This window comes from Falsiroseomonas sp. (genome assembly GCF_041690465.1).
Classification (GTDB): Bacteria; Pseudomonadota; Alphaproteobacteria; order Acetobacterales; family Acetobacteraceae; genus Falsiroseomonas.
The window spans coordinates 247,555-264,460 of the sequence record NZ_JAWLHG010000002.1; the positions used below are offsets into that span (position 1 = coordinate 247,555).

At 71.7% G+C, this 16,906-nt stretch carries 19 protein-coding genes, 2 tRNA genes and 1 riboswitch; of the genes, 15 read left to right on the forward strand and 6 right to left on the reverse strand.

Annotated elements, in window-relative coordinates; all coding sequences use genetic code 11:
* Positions 1 to 3: 3 nt before the first annotated feature.
* The 4 genes from ACESM1_RS03270 to ACESM1_RS03285 form a co-directional block, all read right to left on the reverse strand.
* The gene (locus ACESM1_RS03270) at positions 4 to 489 is read right to left on the reverse strand and encodes a DUF188 domain-containing protein (RefSeq protein ID WP_372617684.1); all 486 of its coding nucleotides are present in this window, start codon (positions 487 to 489) and stop codon (positions 4 to 6) included.
* Between the two features lie 60 nt (positions 490 to 549).
* Complete coding sequence (locus ACESM1_RS03275; protein ID WP_372617685.1) at positions 550 to 1,512, reverse strand: ABC transporter substrate-binding protein; 963 nt, start codon at positions 1,510 to 1,512, stop codon at positions 550 to 552.
* Positions 1,512 to 2,267, reverse strand: coding sequence for an ABC transporter permease (locus ACESM1_RS03280; protein WP_372617687.1), 756 nt, complete (start codon positions 2,265 to 2,267; stop codon positions 1,512 to 1,514). Before ACESM1_RS03280 ends, ACESM1_RS03275 begins: the two co-directional genes overlap by 1 nt.
* A complete protein-coding gene (locus tag ACESM1_RS03285; protein ID WP_372617689.1) occupies positions 2,264 to 3,037 on the reverse strand; it encodes an ABC transporter ATP-binding protein in 774 nt (257 codons plus the stop codon). Before ACESM1_RS03285 ends, ACESM1_RS03280 begins: the two co-directional genes overlap by 4 nt.
* A riboswitch (TPP riboswitch) is annotated at positions 3,023 to 3,126 on the reverse strand. It overlaps the preceding gene by 15 nt.
* A 74-nt stretch (positions 3,127 to 3,200) precedes the next feature.
* On the opposite strand from ACESM1_RS03285, the gene ACESM1_RS03290 reads away from it, so the two are divergent.
* The 4 genes from ACESM1_RS03290 to ACESM1_RS03305 all read left to right on the forward strand — a co-directional run bounded on the left by ACESM1_RS03290 (position 3,201) and on the right by ACESM1_RS03305 (position 5,166).
* Positions 3,201 to 4,331, forward strand: a complete 1,131-nt coding sequence (locus ACESM1_RS03290) for an acetoin utilization protein AcuC (protein WP_411278355.1) — start codon at positions 3,201 to 3,203, stop codon at positions 4,329 to 4,331.
* Positions 4,328 to 4,810 carry a DUF192 domain-containing protein gene (locus ACESM1_RS03295; RefSeq protein ID WP_372617692.1) on the forward strand — a complete coding sequence of 161 codons (483 nt, stop codon included), beginning with the start codon at positions 4,328 to 4,330 and terminating at the stop codon, positions 4,808 to 4,810. The genes ACESM1_RS03290 and ACESM1_RS03295 overlap by 4 nt, the downstream gene beginning before the upstream one ends.
* Before the next feature lie 52 nt (positions 4,811 to 4,862).
* A tRNA-Pro gene (locus tag ACESM1_RS03300) sits at positions 4,863 to 4,939 on the forward strand.
* Between the two features lie 155 nt (positions 4,940 to 5,094).
* Positions 5,095 to 5,166 (forward strand) — tRNA-Thr (locus ACESM1_RS03305).
* Positions 5,167 to 5,327: 161 nt separating this feature from the next.
* Here ACESM1_RS03305 and ACESM1_RS03310 read toward each other — a convergent pair.
* Positions 5,328 to 6,101: an amino acid ABC transporter permease gene (locus ACESM1_RS03310; protein ID WP_372617694.1), complete on the reverse strand. Its 774-nt coding sequence runs from the start codon at positions 6,099 to 6,101 to the stop codon at positions 5,328 to 5,330.
* 96 nt (positions 6,102 to 6,197) lie between these two features.
* On the opposite strand from ACESM1_RS03310, the gene ACESM1_RS03315 reads away from it, so the two are divergent.
* The 3 genes from ACESM1_RS03315 to ACESM1_RS03325 are packed head-to-tail and all read left to right on the forward strand — an operon-like array spanning position 6,198 to position 8,709.
* Positions 6,198 to 7,526 carry a Rieske 2Fe-2S domain-containing protein gene (locus ACESM1_RS03315; protein ID WP_372617695.1) on the forward strand — a complete coding sequence of 443 codons (1,329 nt, stop codon included), beginning with the start codon at positions 6,198 to 6,200 and terminating at the stop codon, positions 7,524 to 7,526.
* Entirely contained in the window at positions 7,523 to 8,323 is an 801-nt protein-coding gene (locus ACESM1_RS03320) for a transporter substrate-binding domain-containing protein (protein WP_372617697.1), read from the forward strand. Before ACESM1_RS03315 ends, ACESM1_RS03320 begins: the two co-directional genes overlap by 4 nt.
* On the forward strand, positions 8,302 to 8,709 hold the full coding sequence (locus ACESM1_RS03325; protein WP_372617698.1) for a Rid family hydrolase: 408 nt from the start codon (positions 8,302 to 8,304) through the stop codon (positions 8,707 to 8,709). Before ACESM1_RS03320 ends, ACESM1_RS03325 begins: the two co-directional genes overlap by 22 nt.
* On the opposite strand, the gene ACESM1_RS03330 is transcribed toward ACESM1_RS03325, so the two are convergent.
* Positions 8,700 to 9,485: a creatininase family protein gene (locus ACESM1_RS03330; protein WP_372617700.1), complete on the reverse strand. Its 786-nt coding sequence runs from the start codon at positions 9,483 to 9,485 to the stop codon at positions 8,700 to 8,702. The two genes, ACESM1_RS03325 and ACESM1_RS03330, sit on opposite strands and share 10 nt — an antisense overlap.
* A gap of 2 nt (positions 9,486 to 9,487) precedes the next feature.
* On the opposite strand from ACESM1_RS03330, the gene ACESM1_RS03335 reads away from it, so the two are divergent.
* The 8 genes from ACESM1_RS03335 to ACESM1_RS03370 all read left to right on the forward strand — a co-directional run bounded on the left by ACESM1_RS03335 (position 9,488) and on the right by ACESM1_RS03370 (position 16,906).
* Positions 9,488 to 10,687 (forward strand): NAD(P)/FAD-dependent oxidoreductase, encoded by a 1,200-nt coding sequence (locus tag ACESM1_RS03335; protein WP_372617701.1) that lies wholly within the window; start codon positions 9,488 to 9,490, stop codon positions 10,685 to 10,687.
* A 23-nt stretch (positions 10,688 to 10,710) separates the two neighbouring features.
* On the forward strand, positions 10,711 to 11,694 hold the full coding sequence (locus ACESM1_RS03340) for an isopenicillin N synthase family dioxygenase (protein WP_372617703.1): 984 nt from the start codon (positions 10,711 to 10,713) through the stop codon (positions 11,692 to 11,694).
* 77 nt (positions 11,695 to 11,771) lie between these two features.
* Positions 11,772 to 12,407 carry a hypothetical protein gene (locus ACESM1_RS03345; protein WP_372617704.1) on the forward strand — a complete coding sequence of 212 codons (636 nt, stop codon included), beginning with the start codon at positions 11,772 to 11,774 and terminating at the stop codon, positions 12,405 to 12,407.
* Positions 12,397 to 13,230, forward strand: coding sequence for an amino acid ABC transporter permease (locus tag ACESM1_RS03350; RefSeq protein WP_372617706.1), 834 nt, complete (start codon positions 12,397 to 12,399; stop codon positions 13,228 to 13,230). Before ACESM1_RS03345 ends, ACESM1_RS03350 begins: the two co-directional genes overlap by 11 nt.
* Positions 13,231 to 13,255: 25 nt before the next feature.
* On the forward strand, positions 13,256 to 14,119 hold the full coding sequence (locus tag ACESM1_RS03355) for a transporter substrate-binding domain-containing protein (protein ID WP_372617707.1): 864 nt from the start codon (positions 13,256 to 13,258) through the stop codon (positions 14,117 to 14,119).
* A 4-nt stretch (positions 14,120 to 14,123) separates the two neighbouring features.
* Positions 14,124 to 15,020, forward strand: coding sequence for an amino acid ABC transporter permease (locus ACESM1_RS03360; protein WP_372617708.1), 897 nt, complete (start codon positions 14,124 to 14,126; stop codon positions 15,018 to 15,020).
* Positions 15,021 to 16,268 carry an NAD(P)/FAD-dependent oxidoreductase gene (locus ACESM1_RS03365; RefSeq protein WP_372617709.1) on the forward strand — a complete coding sequence of 416 codons (1,248 nt, stop codon included), beginning with the start codon at positions 15,021 to 15,023 and terminating at the stop codon, positions 16,266 to 16,268.
* Between the two features lie 11 nt (positions 16,269 to 16,279).
* Positions 16,280 to 16,906, forward strand: a complete 627-nt coding sequence (locus ACESM1_RS03370; protein ID WP_372617710.1) for a carboxymuconolactone decarboxylase family protein — start codon at positions 16,280 to 16,282, stop codon at positions 16,904 to 16,906.

A 16,906-nucleotide genomic window follows, 5' to 3' on the forward strand; every position in this document is an offset into this window, starting at 1 on the left:
AGCTCAGCCCGCCGCCTCGCGCGCGCGGCGCAGCGCGGCCTGGGCCATGGCGTCGAGCGCGTTGAGGAAGCGCGATTTGTCGGCCTGCGCCATCGGCGGCGGGCCGCCGCCCATCCCCATCTCCCGCAGGTGCTGCGCCATCGCGCGGCCGGCCAGCGCGGATCCGATGTTGTTCTCGGTCCAGGGATGGCCCTTGAAGTTCAGCGCGAAGGCGCGCTTCTCCAGGCAACGTGCGGCGAGCGGGATGTCCGCGGTGAGGCAGACATCGATCGGCGTCGCCTGCTCGGCGATCCAGTCATCCGCCTTGTCGGCGCCCTCCGTCACCATGACGATGCGCGCCCAGGGCACGCCGGGCGGGCGGATCGGGCGGGAGCCGTTGGTGACGAACACCACCTCGAAGCCGAGCCGCCCGGCGACGCGCAGCACTTCCTCGCGCACCGGGCAGGCATCGGCATCCACCAGCATGCGCGGCTTGGTTGTCTGGCCCATCAATTCAGACCTCCGGTGCTCGGCGCCGAGGCGCCTGCGCCCTTCGGTCATCGAAGGGCGTCACCGCGCGGCCACCGGCAGCTCCACGGCGTAGCTGTCGAGCGGTGGCACGCTGCGGATCAGCCGGCGCTCCGCCAGGTGGTGCGCCATGCGCGCGTAGCGGTTGCGGTCGAGCGCCGCGGGGGCGAGGCTGAAGCGGTTGGCGGTGCTCGCCCAGGCGCGCTGGTTCAGCGCGTTGTCGAGCTCGCGGCGCGGGCCGGCGATGAACATGCGCCAGGCTTCCTCGGGGTTGTTCACGATGAAATGGGTTGCCGCCTCGGTCGCGTCCAGGAACTTCCGCAGCAGCGGGTCCCGCGCCCGGTCGCGATGGGCGATGTAGATCAGCTCGTCATAGATCGGCAGGCCGTGCTGCTCGGGGAAGAAGGCACGGCCGGGACGGCCTTCGATGTCGAGCTGATGCAGCTCGAAGTTGCGGTAGCCGCCGACGATGGCATCCACCTGGCCCGACATCAGCGCAGAGGACAGCGCGAAATTCACGTTGACCAGGCGCACGTCCTCGAGGCGCAGCCCGACGCTCTCCAGCATGGTGCCGACCACCACTTCCTCGAAGCCGGCGACCGAGTAGCCGATGCGCTTGCCGCGCAGGTCGGCGAGCTTGCGGATCGGCCCGTCGCGCAGCACGGTCAGCGTCGCCAGCGGCGTCCCCACCAGCGTGCCGACGCGCACCAGCGGCAGCCCCTGGTCCACGGCGAGGTGCAGGTTCATCTGGTAGAACACGCCGATATCGCCGCGCCTGGCCGCGACCAGCCGCGGCGGGTCGTTGGGGTCGGCCGGGGCGATGATCCGCACATCGAGGCCGGCGCGGGCGAAATCGCCGCGTTCCTGCGCGACGATGATCGGCGCGTGGTCCGGGTTGATGAACCAGTCGAGCAGCAGGGTGATCTGCTCGCTTCTGCCCTGCGCGCGCGCGAGCGCGGGGATGGCGAGCAGCGAGGCGGCAAGCAGCGCACGACGATGCAGCATCAGGACCTCTCCAGGGAAAGCAGGCTGTCGGGTTGCCAGGGGATGGCCCGGCGCAGCAGCCGGTCCAGGGTGAACCACAGCGCCAGCGCCATCAGCATCAGCACGAACAGCGCGGCGAACATCACATCGGTCTGGCTGCGGCCATTGGCGTGCAGCATCAGGTAGCCGAGGCCGGCCGACGACCCGACCCACTCGCCGACGATGGCGCCGATCGGCGCCACCGCCGCGGCGACCCGCAGGCCGGAGGCGAGCGCAGGCAGCGCCGCCGGCACGCTGACGCGCCACAGCACCGCGCCGCGCGTCGCGCCCATGGTGCGCGCCAGGTCCAGCAGGCCCGGGTCGGTGCGGCGCAGCCCGTCGTGGAAGGCGGTGGCGACGGGGAAGAAGATGATCAGCGTCGCCATCGCCACCTTGCTCGCCATGCCGAAGCCGAACCAGAGCGTCAGCAGCGGCGCGATGGCAAAGACCGGGATCGCCTGCGATATCACCAGCAGCGGCAGCAGCCAGCGCCGCCCGCCGCGCCAGGCGGCCAGCGTCAGCGCCATGGTGCTGCCGAGCAGCGCGCCGAGCGCGAGGCCGGCCAGGATCTCGGCGCCGGTGACCAGCGCATGGCCCGCGATGCTGTCGGCGCGCGCGACCAGTGCCTGCGCCACGCGCCAGGGCGAGGGCAGCAGGAAGGGCGGCACCTCGGTGATCCAGACGAAGCCCTGCCACAGCAGGACCAGCCCGGCGGCGGCGACAAGGCCGCGGATCATGCTGCCTCCGCCAGCCGTTCGAGCAGCGCGGCCTGCGCGGCGAGCAGCGCCGGCTCGCGCGCCGGCCGCGGCGGCGTGCCGCCGGGCACCGCCACCTCCATCGGCGTCGCCGGCGTGCCGGCCAGCACCAGGATGCGGTCGGCGAGGCGCAGCGCCTCCAGCGGGTCATGGGTGACCAGCAGCACGGTGCAACCGGCGAGCAGCCGCGCGGCGAGGTCCTGCAGCCGGTGCCGCGTCGGCGCGTCCACGGCGGAGAAGGGCTCGTCCATCAGCACGACGGGCCGGTCCTCCATCAGCGTCCGCGCGAGGGCGACGCGCTGGCGCATGCCGCCCGACAGCGCGGCGGGCGGTTTCCCGGCATCGGCGGCGCTGAGCCCGACCTCGGCCAGCAGGGCGCGGGCGCGGGCGCGATCCGGCCGCTCGCCACGCAGATGCGCGCCGAGCAGCACATTGCCGAGTGCATCCTTCCACGGAACCAGCAGATCGGCCTGCGCCATCCAGGCGATGCGGCCGGCAAGGGGGCGCCCGTCGCCGGCCTCCACCGTCGCGCCCTGCGGCAGGTCGAGGAGCCCGGCCGCCAGCCGCATCAGCGTGGTCTTGCCGGATCCCGAAGGCCCGAGCAGCGCGGTGCAGTGCCCGGCCGCGGCCTCCAGCGTGCAGGGCGCAAGCACGGGCTCGCCGCCGAGCGCGAAGCCCTGCGGCAGGTGGATACGGAATCCCGGTGCGGGCGAGCGCCCGATGGCAGGCCCATTGGCAGGCAAGGCGGACACCGTTCCCTTCGCCGGCATGACCCGGATCAGGTTCGTGGGGTCGCGGTCGCCCGCCTCTCAGCCCCCGATGGGCTCCCCCCGATGTGTGACGGATCTATGCGGCCCGCAGCGATGGCTTGCAAGGGGCGGCGGGCGTGGCATGTCAGGCCGGGTGACCCGTCCGTTGCTCATCGGCTCCGAGATCTACCGCGGCTCGACCTACGGGCCGAAGCACCCCCTGGCCATCCCGCGCGTCTCCACCACGCTCGACCTGATCCGGGCGCTGGGATGGGTGGGCCCGGCGCAATACGTGGACAGCCCGCGCGCCACGCCGGACCAACTCACCCGCTTCCACACGCCGGAGTACATCGCCGCCCTGATGCGTGCGGAGGCCGAGCAGGCGGTAAGCGCCGAGGCGCGCGCACGGCATCACATCGGCGCGCATGGCAACCCGGTCTATCGCGAGGTGTTCTCCCGCCCCGCCACCGGCGCCGGCGGCACCCTGCTGGCGGCGCGGCTGACGGCCGCAGGCGGGACCGTGCATGTCCCGGGCGGCGGCACGCATCACGGCATGCCGGACCGCGCGAGCGGCTTCTGCTACCTCAACGATGCGGTGCTCGGGCTGCTGGCCTGGCTGGACCAGGGGCTGACGAACATCCTGTACCTCGACCTCGACGCGCATCACGGCGACGGGGTGGAACTGGCCTTCCACGACGATCCGCGGGTGTTCACCCTTTCGGTCCACGAGGCCGGGCGATGGCCGCATACCGGCCGCGCCGAGGATCGCGCCGGCGGGCATGCGCGCAACCTGCCGGTGCCCGAAGGCTTCAACGATGCGGAGATGGAGTGGCTGTTGCGCCACGCCATCCTGCCGGTGATCCGCCACCTGCGCCCGCAGGCGATCATGATCCAGTGCGGCGCCGACGCGGTGGAGGAGGATCCGCTCTCCCGCCTGGCGCTCTCCAACGCCGCGCACCGCGCCGTGGTGGCTTCGGTGATGCAACTGGCGCCGAGGCTGATCGTGCTGGGCGGCGGGGGATACAACCCCTGGTCGGTGGCGCGCTGCTGGGCCGGCGTCTGGGCGGTGCTCAACCGGCTGCCGATCCCGCCGCGACTGCCGCCGGAGGCCGAGGCGGTGCTGCGGCGCCTGGCGTGGTCGCGCGCCGCCGGGCGCAACCCGCCGGAGCACTGGTTCACCACGCTCGCCGACCCGCCGCGCCCCGGGCCGGTGCGCGCGGAGATCCGCGCGCTCGCGGCACTGACCCTGCGCGACCTTCCGGAGCCGGGGGTGCCCGTGCCATGGTCGGCGGCATGATGCTCCGCCGACCGCTTCTCGCCGCCCTCGCCACGCTCGCCGCCGGCGCCGCCCAGGCGCAGCCGGGCGTGGACCAGCCGCAACCGCGGTTGCCCACCGACCGGCTCACCATCGTGAAGCGCGATGGAACCAGGCTCGATTTCACCGTGGAGATGGCGCTCTCGCCCGACCAGCAGATGGTGGGGCTGATGTTCCGCCGCGAGGTGAAGCCGGACGAGGGCATGATCTTCGACTGGGGCGCGCCGCGCGAGAGCAGCATGTGGATGCGCAACACGCTGGTGCCGCTCGACATGGTGTTCATCGCCGCCGATGGCCGCATCCACCGCATCGCCGAGCGCACCGTGCCGCTGAGCCTGACGCCGGTGGACAGCCGCGGGCCGGTGCGCGCCACGCTCGAATTGCAGGGCGGCATCACCGAGAAGCTGGACATCCGTGTCGGCGACCGGGTGCTGCACCCGATGTTCGGCACCGCGCCCTGAGCGTCGCCCGCCTTGCCGGCCGGCGGGGCTGCCCCTAGGTTGCCGCTGGCATCGGGGCGTGGCGCAGCCTGGTAGCGCGCCTGTTTTGGGTACAGGAGGTCGTGGGTTCGAGTCCCGCCGCCCCGACCATTCTTCCCGGAGCCTTTTGCGCCGCCGAGTCGCATCTGGCGACCTCCCGGAGGCACATGGCGCACCGGGTGCAGTCCCGGCGGGCCGATCCCGGCTTCCGGACCCCTCGATCTGCCGGTTGTCGCCACAATCCGGGAAAGCTAGAACCGGGTTACGCCGCGTTAGCTCAGCGGTAGAGCAACCGATTTGTAATCGGTAGGTCGTCAGTTCAATCCTGACACGCGGCATCCCTCTGCGCCCGAAACGTTTTCGGCCTGCTCGAAGCGGAAGAGCTCGCCGTTGAGGATGTCGTCGCGCGACGGTCCGGCATACGCGTCTTCCACCTCGGCCTCCCTGCCTCCTCTCGCGGCCACCGGACTGCATGCAGCGCGGGGGGCTGCGCTCCCGTTCAGCCCGATGGCCGGTGCGCCTGGTCGGCGCCCATCCGCCGTTCCAGCCAGCGCACCGCCGAGGAGATCAGCAGGATCAGCACCAGGTATTCCAGGATCAGGATGCTGTAGAGCTCGAGCGGGCGGAACACGGTGACCACCAGCTCGTTCGCCTTGCGCGTCAGCTCCTGGTAGCCGATCACGCTGGCCAACGAGCTCATCTTCACCACGTAGATGAACTGGTTGGCGATCGGCGGCAGCACGCGGCGGATCGCCTGCGGCAGGATGACGAAGCGCATCCGCTGCCAGGGCGACAGGCCGAGCGCCATCGCCGCCTCGCGCTGGCCGCGCTCCACGCTCTGGATGCCGGCGCGGAAGATCTCCGCCTCGAAGGCGGAATCGCAGATGGCGATGGCGAGCATCGCGGCGACGAAGACATCCAGCCGGATGTCGAGCACCACGGGCAGGCCATAGAACACCCAGAGGATCATCACCAGGATCGGGATGGAGCGGAACAACTCGACATAACCGCGATTGGTCCACCGCAACGCACGCCACTTCGCCATGCCCATCAGCGCGACGCCGAGCCCGAGCAGGATCGAGAGCACCATCGTCGCCAGCGACAGCGAGACCGTCGCCCAGAAGCCGGACAGCATGAAGGTCAGGTTGGCCTGGCCGCGCGGATCGGTCGGGTTCACCACGTGCCAGCCCCAGTTGCCGCCGCAGCCCGCCAGCGGCAGCAGCAGGACGAGCAGCATCGCCGCGCGCGCCGCGCGGCCCTGGAAAACCCCCATCCCGACTTCCCCTCGTGCCGGCGTTGCGCCGCGTCGGCGAATGTCGCACCGTGGGCGAACCGCGCAAGTCGCAACATCCATTCAGGGAGGCGCCGGATGCAGGGCGACCTTTCCGCCCGCTACCACGGACGGCATCGGCGCGAGGTGCCGGCGCCCGATCCGGAGCTCACCGCCGTGGGGCCGGGCACGCCCTGCGGCGAATATCTGCGCGCGGCCTGGCAGCCGGTTTGCCTCTCGTCGCAGCTCGGCGAGTTGCCGCTGGCCATCCGCATCCTCGGCGAGGACCTGGTCGCCTTCCGCGACGGCGCCGGCGGCATCGGCGTGCTGCATCGCCATTGCAGCCATCGCGGCGCCAGCCTGGAGTTCGGGCGGATCATGCCGCGCGGGATCTCCTGCTGCTATCATGGCTGGCATTACGACCTGGACGGCACGATCCTCGCGACTCCCGCCGAGCCGCCGACCAGCCGCATCCGGGAGACGCTGCGCCACGGCGCCTACCCCGCCGTGGAGAAGCATGGGCTGGTCTTTGCCTGGCTGGGCGACCCGGCCGCCGTGCCGCCGCCGCCGGTGCTCGATGTGGAGGACGAGCCGGGCGTGACGCTGGCGCCGTTCCTGCTCGAGATTCCCTGCAACTGGCTGCAGGTGTACGAGAACAGCCAGGACCCCGTCCATGTGGTGTGGCTGCATGCGCGCAATGCCGGCGCGCATTTCGACGAATCCAATGCCGCCGACCAGGAGCTCGACTTCGCCCCGACGCCGCTCGGCATGATGAACGTGCAGACGCGGCGCTGGGGCGGCATGGTCTGGACCCGCACCGTCGAGTGCATCCTGCCCAACCTCAACCAGACCGGCGCGATCTGGGAGGATGCGGCGGCCGAGAAGGCGTTCCAGCGCGTCGGGATGACACGGTGGGTGGTGCCGGTGGACGACACGGCGAGCCTGCAGATCGGCTGGCGGCATCTCGGCGCCCATCTCGATCCGAACGGCAAGGACCGGCCGGCGGAGATCGGCCTGGGACGCATCGACTTCGAAGGGCAGGACGCCTCGGCGACCTATGCCGACCGCCAGCGCCGGCCGGGCGACTACGATGCGCAGGTCAGCCAGCGCCCCGTCGCCGTGCATGCGCTGGAGCATCTGGCGGGCAGCGACCGCGGCGTGGCGATGCTCCGCCGGATGCTGCGCCGGGCGGTGCGCGCCGAGGCGAAGCCGGTGGCGGCGGCGGGCGGCGTGCTCGCCACCTTCTGCCAGGATACCGTCACCGGCCTGCCGCCGGCCGCCGACGACCGCGCCCTGCTGCGCGCGCATGGCGCGGCGGTGGCACGCGCCGTGCTGGAGAGCGCCGGCCTTCCGCGCGAGGCACGGCGCGCAGCGATATCTGCCGCCGCACGCGGCACAAGCCTGCCCAACGAGGAGACATCTGCATGAACCGGCGTCACCTTCCCGCCGCGGCCGCCGCCGCCGCGGCGCTCGCCCTGCCGATCCAGGCGCAGGCGCAGGCTGCGGGATCGGGCAAGCTCGCCTCGATCCAGTCCTCGGGGCGCATCCGCTTCGGCACCACCGGCGACTTCAACCCGATGAGCTTCCGCGACCCCGCCAGCCGCGAGTACCGCGGCCATCAGATCGAGGCGGCGCAGCAGCTGGCGCGCGACATGAATGTGCGTCCCGAGTTCATTGCCACCGATTGGCGCACGCTGATCAACGGGCTGGTGGCGGACCAGTACGACGTGGTGTTCACCGGCACCTCGATGTCGGTGCCGCGCGCGATGGCCGCCAGCTTCACCATCCCCTGGGGCCGCAACGCCTTCGTCCCGCTGGTGCGCCGGCGCGACGCCACGCGCTTCGCCGATTGGGAGGCGCTGAACCAGCGCAGCGTGACCATCGGCACCAATCTCGGCACCACGATGGAGACCTGGGTGCAGTCCGGCCTGCCCAACGCCACGCTGCGGCGCGTGGAAAGCCCGGCGCGCGACTGGCAGGAACTGCTCGGCGGCCGGGTGGACGCGACGATGTCCTCGCTGATCGAGGCGGCCTTCCTGACCAAGGAATATCCGGACCTGGTCGCGATCTTCCAGAACCAGCCGCGCAACCCGATCCCGATGGCCTTCCTCGCGCCGCTGAACGATCTGGTGTTCACCAACTTCCTCAACGCCTGGATCACCATCCGCACCGCCAGCGGCTTCTTCGACGAGATCAACCGCAAATGGAACGTGGCGCAGGCGTGACGCGGCGCCACCACGAGACCGGGCGGCCCTGGGAGAAGGCCTGCGGCTACAGCCGCGCCGTGCGGGTGGGCCCCTATGCGGAAACCGCGCTGTGCAGCCCCTGCGGGCCGGACGGCGCGGTGCTGCATCCCGGCGATGTCCATCGCCAGACCCTCGCCTGCCTCGACCTGGTGCGGGAGGCGCTGGAGGGCGTCGGCATGACGCTCGCCGATGTGGTGAAGACGCGCATCTACGTCGCCGATCCCGCGCATTGGCAGGAGTCGGGCCGCGCGCATGGCGAGGTGTTCAAGGACATCCGCCCGGCGCTCGGCTGGGTCTACATGACCGGCTTCTTCGCGCCGGGCATCACCGTGGAGGTGGAGGCGACCGCCTTCCGTCAGGAATGAGCGGGATCGGGCGCGGATTCGAAGGCCAGGAAGATCTCGGCGACGTCTTCCGCCGCAGCCTGCAGGAAGGCGGCGCCATGTTCCGGTCGCGCCAGCGAAGGGTCGGCGCCGACCACGCCTTCCGGGTAGCGCGCGCGGTGGCGCACCGCGTCCTCGTGCCGGTCGCCGCCGAGATCCACCAGCGGATCGGGCGGCAGCGCGCGGTAGGGCGGCCACGCACCGGGCTGCGCTCCGGTGACGTGCAACGCGATGGCGATTTCGGACGGCGTGCCGTGATAGCCCTCCCGCGCGCCATAGAGGTTCTGCCGCAGCGCGCCGCAGCGTGGGCCTTCCCACCAGGCGCGGAGTTTCGCGCTCAGCGGATGCGGGAACGCCAATCGGCCGAGCGAGACTTCGGACAGCACCTCCTGGATCGCTGCCAGCGCCGGCGCGGTGTTGCCGCCATGGCCGGTCAGCAGCAGCACGCGGGAGAAGCCGGTGCGACCGAGGCTCGCCAGCACATCAAACAGCAGGGCGCTCAGCGTGGAAGGGCGCAGGCTGACCGTGCCGGGGAAGCCGAGGTTGAACTGGGCCGGGCCATAGGCCAGCAGCGGCAGCACGACGGCGCCGGCGAGCTCCGCCGCGCGCAGCGCCACCGCCTCGGCGCAGATCGCATCGGTCCCCAGCGCGCCGGCTGCGCCATGCTGTTCCAGGCTGCCGAGCGGCAGGATCACGCCGCGACGTCCTGTGGCGAGGCGCTGCTCCACCTCCGGCCAACTCATCCGATCGAGACGCATCCATGCTCCCCCTGACGCGACAGATTGCCGCCCTGATCCCCCGCGCCGCAACGCCCCGTCCGCGGCGTATCGCAGTGATCGGTGCCGGCGTGCTCGGGCTCTGCACCGCCTGGGCGCTGGCGCGCCGCGGCCATGCGGTCACCGTGCTGGAAGCGGGCGCGGTGCCGGATGCGCGCGCCTCCTCCAGCGACGAGGGGCGCATCATCCGCCATGCCTATGGCACGCTGGAAGGCTATGCGGCGATGATGCCGGCCGGCTTCGCCGCCTGGCGCGCGCTGTTCGCCGAGACCGGCGCCGACCGCCTGGTGCCCTGCCGCGCCGTCTATGCGCTGCGCGCGGAGGGACCCTGGGAGGCGGCGGTCGGTCGCACCCAGGCGGCGGCCGGGCTCGGCTTCCGCCGGCTGGATGACGCCGCGCTGGACGCGATCCCGGTGCTGAACCGAGAAGGCCTGTTGCGCGCCGTCGAGGTGGACGGCTCGGGCATCCTGTTGGCGCGCCCGATCCTGGATGACCTCGCCGCGCTGCTTCCCCGTCTCGGTGTCACATTGCGCGGCGGCGCGGAGGTGGCGGCCGTCGAAGACGATGGCGTGCGGCTGGCGGGCGGCGAACGCGTGGCGGCGGAGCAGGTGGTGGTCGCCGCCGGCGCCTGGGCGCCGCGGCTGCTGCCGGACCTCGCCGCGGCGAGCGGCTTGCGCGTCTCGCTGCAGACCGTCGCCTATCTGCAGCCGCCGGACGACTTGGCCGCGGCCTGGGGGCAGGCGCCGCTGCTGCTCTGCCGGCTGCCGGGGCATGCGACCGGCGGCGTCTATGTGCTGCCGCCGCGGGAAGGCGCGCGGCTGAAGATCGGCGACTATGCCACCGACACGCCGGGCGCGCCCGATGCGCCGCCCGACCCGGCTCGGCAGGCGGCGCTGCTCGATGCCGGGCGGATCGCCATTGTCGGCTTCGCGCGGCACCGCGTGCTCGGGGTGCGCCACTGCCTCTACACCATGGCGCCCGAGGACCGGTTCGTGCTGCGCCAGGCGGGGCCGCGCGCCTGGCTGGCCTCGGCCTGTTCCGGGCATGGCTTCAAGCTGGCGCCGCTGGTGGCGCTCGGCCTCGCTGCGGCGCTGGAGGAGCGGATCGCGGCGGCGGAGTTGGCCCATTGGGCCGCGGGACGCGAGGGGGAGGCTTCCCTTGCGGCCGCCGGCGCGGGATCGTAGGCGCACAAGCGGGAGACCCGGATATGGCCTATGCGACGGCGCGCGAGATCGCGGTGGACGAGATCCCGGTGCTCGACATCGCGCCCCTGGTCGCGCGCGACGCGGCCGGCGCCGCGGCGGTGGGCGCGGCGATGCGCGAAGCCAGCGAGCGCATCGGCTTCTTCTACATCTCGGGCCACGGCGTGCCCGACGCGCTGACACAGGGCGTATTCTCCACCGCCGCCCGCTTCTTCGCCCTGCCGGAGGAGCAGAAGGCCGAGGTCACGGTGAACAAGCGGCATCGCGGCTGGATCGGCCATGGCGGCGCGAAGATGTACGGCACCGCCAAGGCCGACCTGAAGGAAAGCTTCGTCTGGGGCCTCGAACTGCCCGAGGACGATCCGGAAGTCGCCGCCGGCACGCCGCTGATGGGGCCGAACCAGTGGCCAAGCGCACTGCCGGAACTGCACGACGCACTCTACGACTGGTACGAGGCGGTGCTCGAGGCCGGCCATGCGGTGCTGCGCGGCCTGGCGCTCAGCCTCGGCCGCGACATGGAGTTCTTCGCCGAGCCTTTCGCGCGGCCGCTCGCGCGCGGCTCGGCCATCTGGTACCCGCCGCAGCCGCCCGATCTCGGCGCCGCGCAGTTCGGCGTGGCGCCGCATACCGATTACGGCGGGCTCACCCTGCTGACGCAGGACATGACCGGCGGGCTGCAGGTGAAAGGCACCAGCAAGGAATGGGTGACCGCCCATCCGATCCCCGGCACCTTCGTGGTGAACATCGGCGACCTGATGCATCGCTGGACCAATGGCCGCTTCCGCAGCAACCCACACCGCGTGGTGAACACCTCCGGCAAGACGCGGCAGAGCGCGGCGGTGTTCTTCGACCCCGCCTTCCACGCGGTGGTGGACCCGCGCGACCTGCTCGACGATCCGTCGGAAGCGAAATACCCGCCGATCGCCTGCGGCGAATGGGTGGTCGGGCGCTTCGACAAGGCGTTCAAGTACCGCGCGCCAGGCAGTTGATGCCACGCGACTCGTTGCTCCGCGCCGGCGCCTTCGGCATGCTGTCCTGGGGGGACGGCGCCGGAGAGGAGGGGAACATGACCCGCATCTTCCGGGGCGATCCTGCGCGTTCGCCCCTGCTGCGCGACGGGATGCGCTATGTGGAGCCGCCGGAGCTCGACGCCTTCGGCACGCCGGAGTGGCTGCGCCTGCGCGAGCAGCGGCGCGTCTTCGATGCCGAGCAGCAGGCCGCGCATGTGCTGCGCGTGCTGGAGGCCTCGGCGGCCGATCCGAGCTTCGGCTACCAGGTGAACAATTTCCGCCACTGCGTGCAGGCGGCCACGGCGGCGCTGCAGGACGGGCGCGACGAGGAATACGTGGTGGTCGCGCTGCTGCACGACATCGGCTTCACGCTCTGCCCGACCAACCACGGGCCCTTCGCCGCCGCGCTGCTCGGGCCGTACGTGTCGGACGCGAGCCGCTGGCTGCTGGAGCATCATCAGCACTTCCTGGCGCATCACTGCCACGACCACCCCGACGAGGCGTTCGACGAGCACGCACGCGAGCGCTGGCGCGGGCATCCGCATTTCGCGGCCACCGCCGATTTCGTGGCGCGCTTCGACCAGGGCACGATCCTGCCCGGCCTGCCGGAGGCGCCGCTCGCCGTCTTCGCGCCGATGGTGCAACGCCTCTTTGCGCGCCCGCCGCGCCGTCTGCCGCCGCGTGAGGCGTGAAGCCCGCATCACCCGCCGCGAACCCACCGGGCTGCGCGCGCGGCGGCTGCGCAAGGCGGCGCTGGACGTCTTCCAGTTCGCGCTGTTCCTCTTCCTGCTCGGCTGGCTGCTCGTCGAGGGCGCCGGCAACATGGGCTACAACTGGCAATGGTACCGCGTGCCGCGCTACCTGTTCCAGGTCTTCGACGGCGAAGTGTACGCGGGCCCGCTGCTGAAGGGCCTGCTGGTGACGCTGCAGATCAGCGCCCTGGCGCTGGTGCTGACCGTTGTCATCGGCCTCGGCGCCGCGCTGCTGCGGCTCTCGGGCTCGGTCGCCGGCCGCTGGCTGGTGGTGGCCTATGTCGAGGCGATCCGCAACACGCCGCTGCTGGTGCAGCTCTACCTCGTGTATTTCATCCTTGCTCCGATCCTCGGGCTGGAGCGCTTCTGGGCCGGGGTGCTGTGCCTGGCCGTCTTCGAGGGCGCCTTCGCCGCCGAGATCTTCCGGGGCGGCATCATGGCGGTGCGCAAGGGCCAGTGGGAGGCCGCCTGGACGCTGGGCCTCTCGCGGCGCACGGCCTACCGCTTCATCGTGCTGCCGCAGGCACTGAGGATCATCCTGCCGCCGCTCGCGGGGCTCGGCGTCTCGCTGATCAAGCACTCGGCGATCGTCAGCGTGATCGCGGTGTTCGACCTGACCAACGAGGGCCGCAACGTCATCAGCGACACCTTCATGACCTTCGAAATCTGGCTCACCGTGGCGGCACTCTATCTTTGTGTCACGGTGCTGCTGTCCTTCGGCGTCGGGCTGCTGGAACGGCGGCTCAAGGGCGCGATGGCGTGACCACCACAACGAGAGGGAGACAACCATGACCGACACATCCGGCCTTCGCCGCCGATTCTTCGCCCCTGCCGCCGGGGGCCTCGCCGCGCTCGGCGCCTTCGCCTTCGGGCGGCCTGCCGCCGCGCAGGGCAACGATGCGCGCGCTGCGCTTGCCGCCACCTCCATGGTCGAGGAGGTGAAGCGCCGCGGCACGCTGCGCGTCGGCATGTCCACCTTCGTGCCCTGGGCTTTCCGCAACCGCGCGGGAGAGCTGATCGGCTACGAGATCGACGTCGCCACCCGCCTGGCGCAGGACATGGGCGTGCGCGCGGAGTTCGTGCCCACCGCCTGGGACGGCATCATCCCCGCGCTGCTGGCCGGCCGGTTCGACGCGATCATCGGCGGCATGACCATCACGCCGCAGCGCAACCTCAACGCCAACTTCACCAGCCCCTATTCCGCGACCGGCGTGGACATGGCGGCGAGCAAGCGCCTGGCGGACGGCATGACGACGCTGGAGGCCTACAACCGGCCGAACATCACCATCGTCGGCCGCCGCGGCACCTCGGCCATCGCGGCCGCGCAGCGCCTGATGCCGCGCGCGACGCTGCGCCAGTTCGACGACGACGCGCAGTCGATCCTGGAAGTGGTGAACGGCCGCGCGCATGCGATGGTCGGCACCGTGCCCCGCCCGCTTTTCGCGACGCTCGACAACCCCGATGCGCTGTTCCGGCCGTTCGAGCAGCCTTTCGTCCGCCAGGCCGACGCGATGGCGGTGCGGAAGTCCGATCCGGATGCGCTGAACTTCCTCAACAACTGGATCCTGCTGCGCCAGCTCGATGGCTGGCTGGAGGAGAAGCAGATCTTCTGGTTCAACGCGCGCAGCTGGCGCGACCAGTTGCCGGGCTGAGCGGATGGACCTGCCGGGTGGCCCCTATGCGCGCCGCCCGCGGCTGGGCGTGCTGGATGCCGTGGTCATCGCCGCGGTCGCCGGCACGCTCGGCTTCCTCGCCTGGCGCGCCGGTGCGGCGCTCGACTACCGCTGGAACTGGGCGCCGGTCTGGGGCTTCATCGCCCGCCAGGACGCGGAGCGCGGCTGGGTGGCGAACCTGCTGCTGCAGGGGCTGCTGACCACCATCCGCGTCTCCTTCTGGGCGGCGATCCTGGCGGCGCTTGTGGGCGTCGCCATGGGTGTCGCGCGCACCGCCCGCGCGTTGCTGCCGCGGCTGGTGGCTGGCTTCTATGTCGAGACCATCCGCAACATCCCGCCGCTGGTCTTCATCTTCGTCTTCTACTTCTTCGTCACCAGCCAGATCCTGCCCGCGCTGGGCGTGGAGGACTGGATCCGGCGGCAGGATCCCGCGACACTCGGGTGGATCGAGCTGTTCTTCGGCCCGCCGCAATTCGCCGCCGGCGTGATCGCCGCGATCATCTGCCTCGGCCTGTTCGAGGGCGCCTATGTCACAGAGATCGTGCGCGCCGGCATCCAATCCCTGCCCGCCGGCCAGTGGGAGGCGTCGCAGGCGCTGGGCCTCTCCCGCTTCCGGACGCTGCGGCTGGTGATCCTGCCGCAGGCGATCGCGCGCACCGTGCCGCCGTTGGCGGGGCAGGCGGTGTCGCTGGTGAAGGACTCGTCCATCGTCTCGCTGGTTTCGATCCAGGACCTCGCCTTTCTCGGCAGCGAGGTGGCGGCGACGACCAACCGCGTCTTCGAGACCTGGCTGGTGGTCGCGGCATTCTACTTCATCATCTGCGCCACGCTCTCGGCCCTCGCCGCACGGCTCGAGCGGCGCTTCGCCCTGCGCAACTGAATGGCGGAAGTTGCGGTGATCGGCGCCGGCGCGGTGGGCGTCGCCTGTGCCCTGGCCTGCCAGGAGGCCGGGTTGGCGACGTTGCTGATCGACCCGGTGCCAATCGCGGCGAGCGAAGCGGCGGCGAGCTTCGGCAATGCCGGCGGCATCACCGTCTCGGCCGTGGTGCCGATGGCCACGCCGGCGACGCTGCGGGCGGTGCCGCGCATGCTGCGCGATCCGCTGGCGCCGCTTTCCATCCGCTGGCGCGACCTGCCCGCGCTCGCGCCCTGGCTCGCCCGCTTCGCGCTGAATGCGCGGCCGCACCGGCTGGCACAGGTGCATGCGGCGTTGCGCACGCTGTTCGCCGATAGCGGCGATGCGTGGCGACGGCTCGCGCAGCGCGTGCCGGGTGTCTCGTCGCATCTGCACTGGGACGGCATCCTCTACGCCTATCGCAGCGAGGCTGCGTTCCGCGCCGCCGCGCCGGCGCATGCCATGCGGCGCACGGCCGGCTTCGGCGTGCGGGACCTGGATGGCGCCGGCGTCGCCGCGCGGGTGCCCGGCCTTGCGCCGATGCAGGGCGGCGTGCTGATCCCGGAATGCGGCCATGTGGACGACCCCGCCGCCGTGGTGCGGCTGATGCACGCGCGTTTCCTCGCGCTTGGCGGCGCACGGTGCGTGGCGCGCGTGCGCGCCGTGGCGGCGGCGGCGACGGGTGTGGCAATCCACCTTGACGACGGCACGCAACTCGTCGCGCCGCAGGCGGTCCTCGCTGCCGGGATCCGTGGCGGCGCGCTCGCGCGTGGCGCAGGACTGCGCCTGCCGCTCACCGCCGAGCGCGGCTACCACGCCATGCTGCCCGAGCCCGGCCTCACCCTGCCGCTGCAACTGATGGATGGCGACGGCTCCTACGCACTGACCAGCATGCGCGAGGGGCTGCGCCTGGCCGGCACGGTGGAACTCGCCGCGCCCGATGCGCCGCCGGACTGGCGCCGCGCGCAGATCCTGGTTGAGCAGGCGAGCCGCCTGCTGCCGGGCCTGAACACGCAGGGTGCCACCTTCTGGATGGGCCGGCGCCCCTCGCTGCCCGATGGCCTGCCCGCGATCGGTCGCGCGCCGCGCCTGCCGGCGCTGGTCTGCGCCCTCGGCCACGGCCACAACGGCCTGACGCTCGCTGCGCTGACCGGCGAGATCGTCGCGCGACTGCTGCGCCACCGCGATCCGGGCCTGGACCTCGCCCCCTTCGATCCCGCACGCTTCGCCTGAGAGGAACCGCCATGCCCGCCGATGCCGAAAATCCCGCCTGGATCCGCCTGGTCCCCTATGACGAGAGCGAGGGCTATCTGCGCACGCTCTACGACCGCGTGAAGGGGCCGGGCGGGCTGGTGGACAACGTGATGAAGGCGCACAGCCTGCGCCCGCACACGATGGAAGGGCACAGCGCGATCTACAAGGCGGTGATGCACCACACCGGCAATGCGATGCCGGTGTGGTTCCTGGAATGCCTCGCCGTCTATACGTCGCTGTCCAATCGCTGTGACTACAGCGTGGCGCACCACTTCGCCGGCCTGTCGCGACTGTTGCAGGACGAGGCGCGCGCGCAGGCGATCTACCGGGCCTTCGCCGCGGCGAAGCCGGAGCAGGTGTTCAGCGGCAAGGAGCTCGCGCTGCTGCACTACGTGCGCAAGCTCACGCTCGAACCGCAGCGCATGGAGGAGTCCGACATCCTCGCGCTGCGCGAGGCCGGCGCGGATGACGGCGAGATCCTCGAGGCCAACCAGGTCTGCGCCTACTTCAACTACTCCAACCGGCTGCTGAACGGCCTCGGCGTGACGACGCAGGGCGATATCCTCGGCACCTCGCCGCCCAACACCGGCAACCTCGACGAATGGGAACATCGCTGA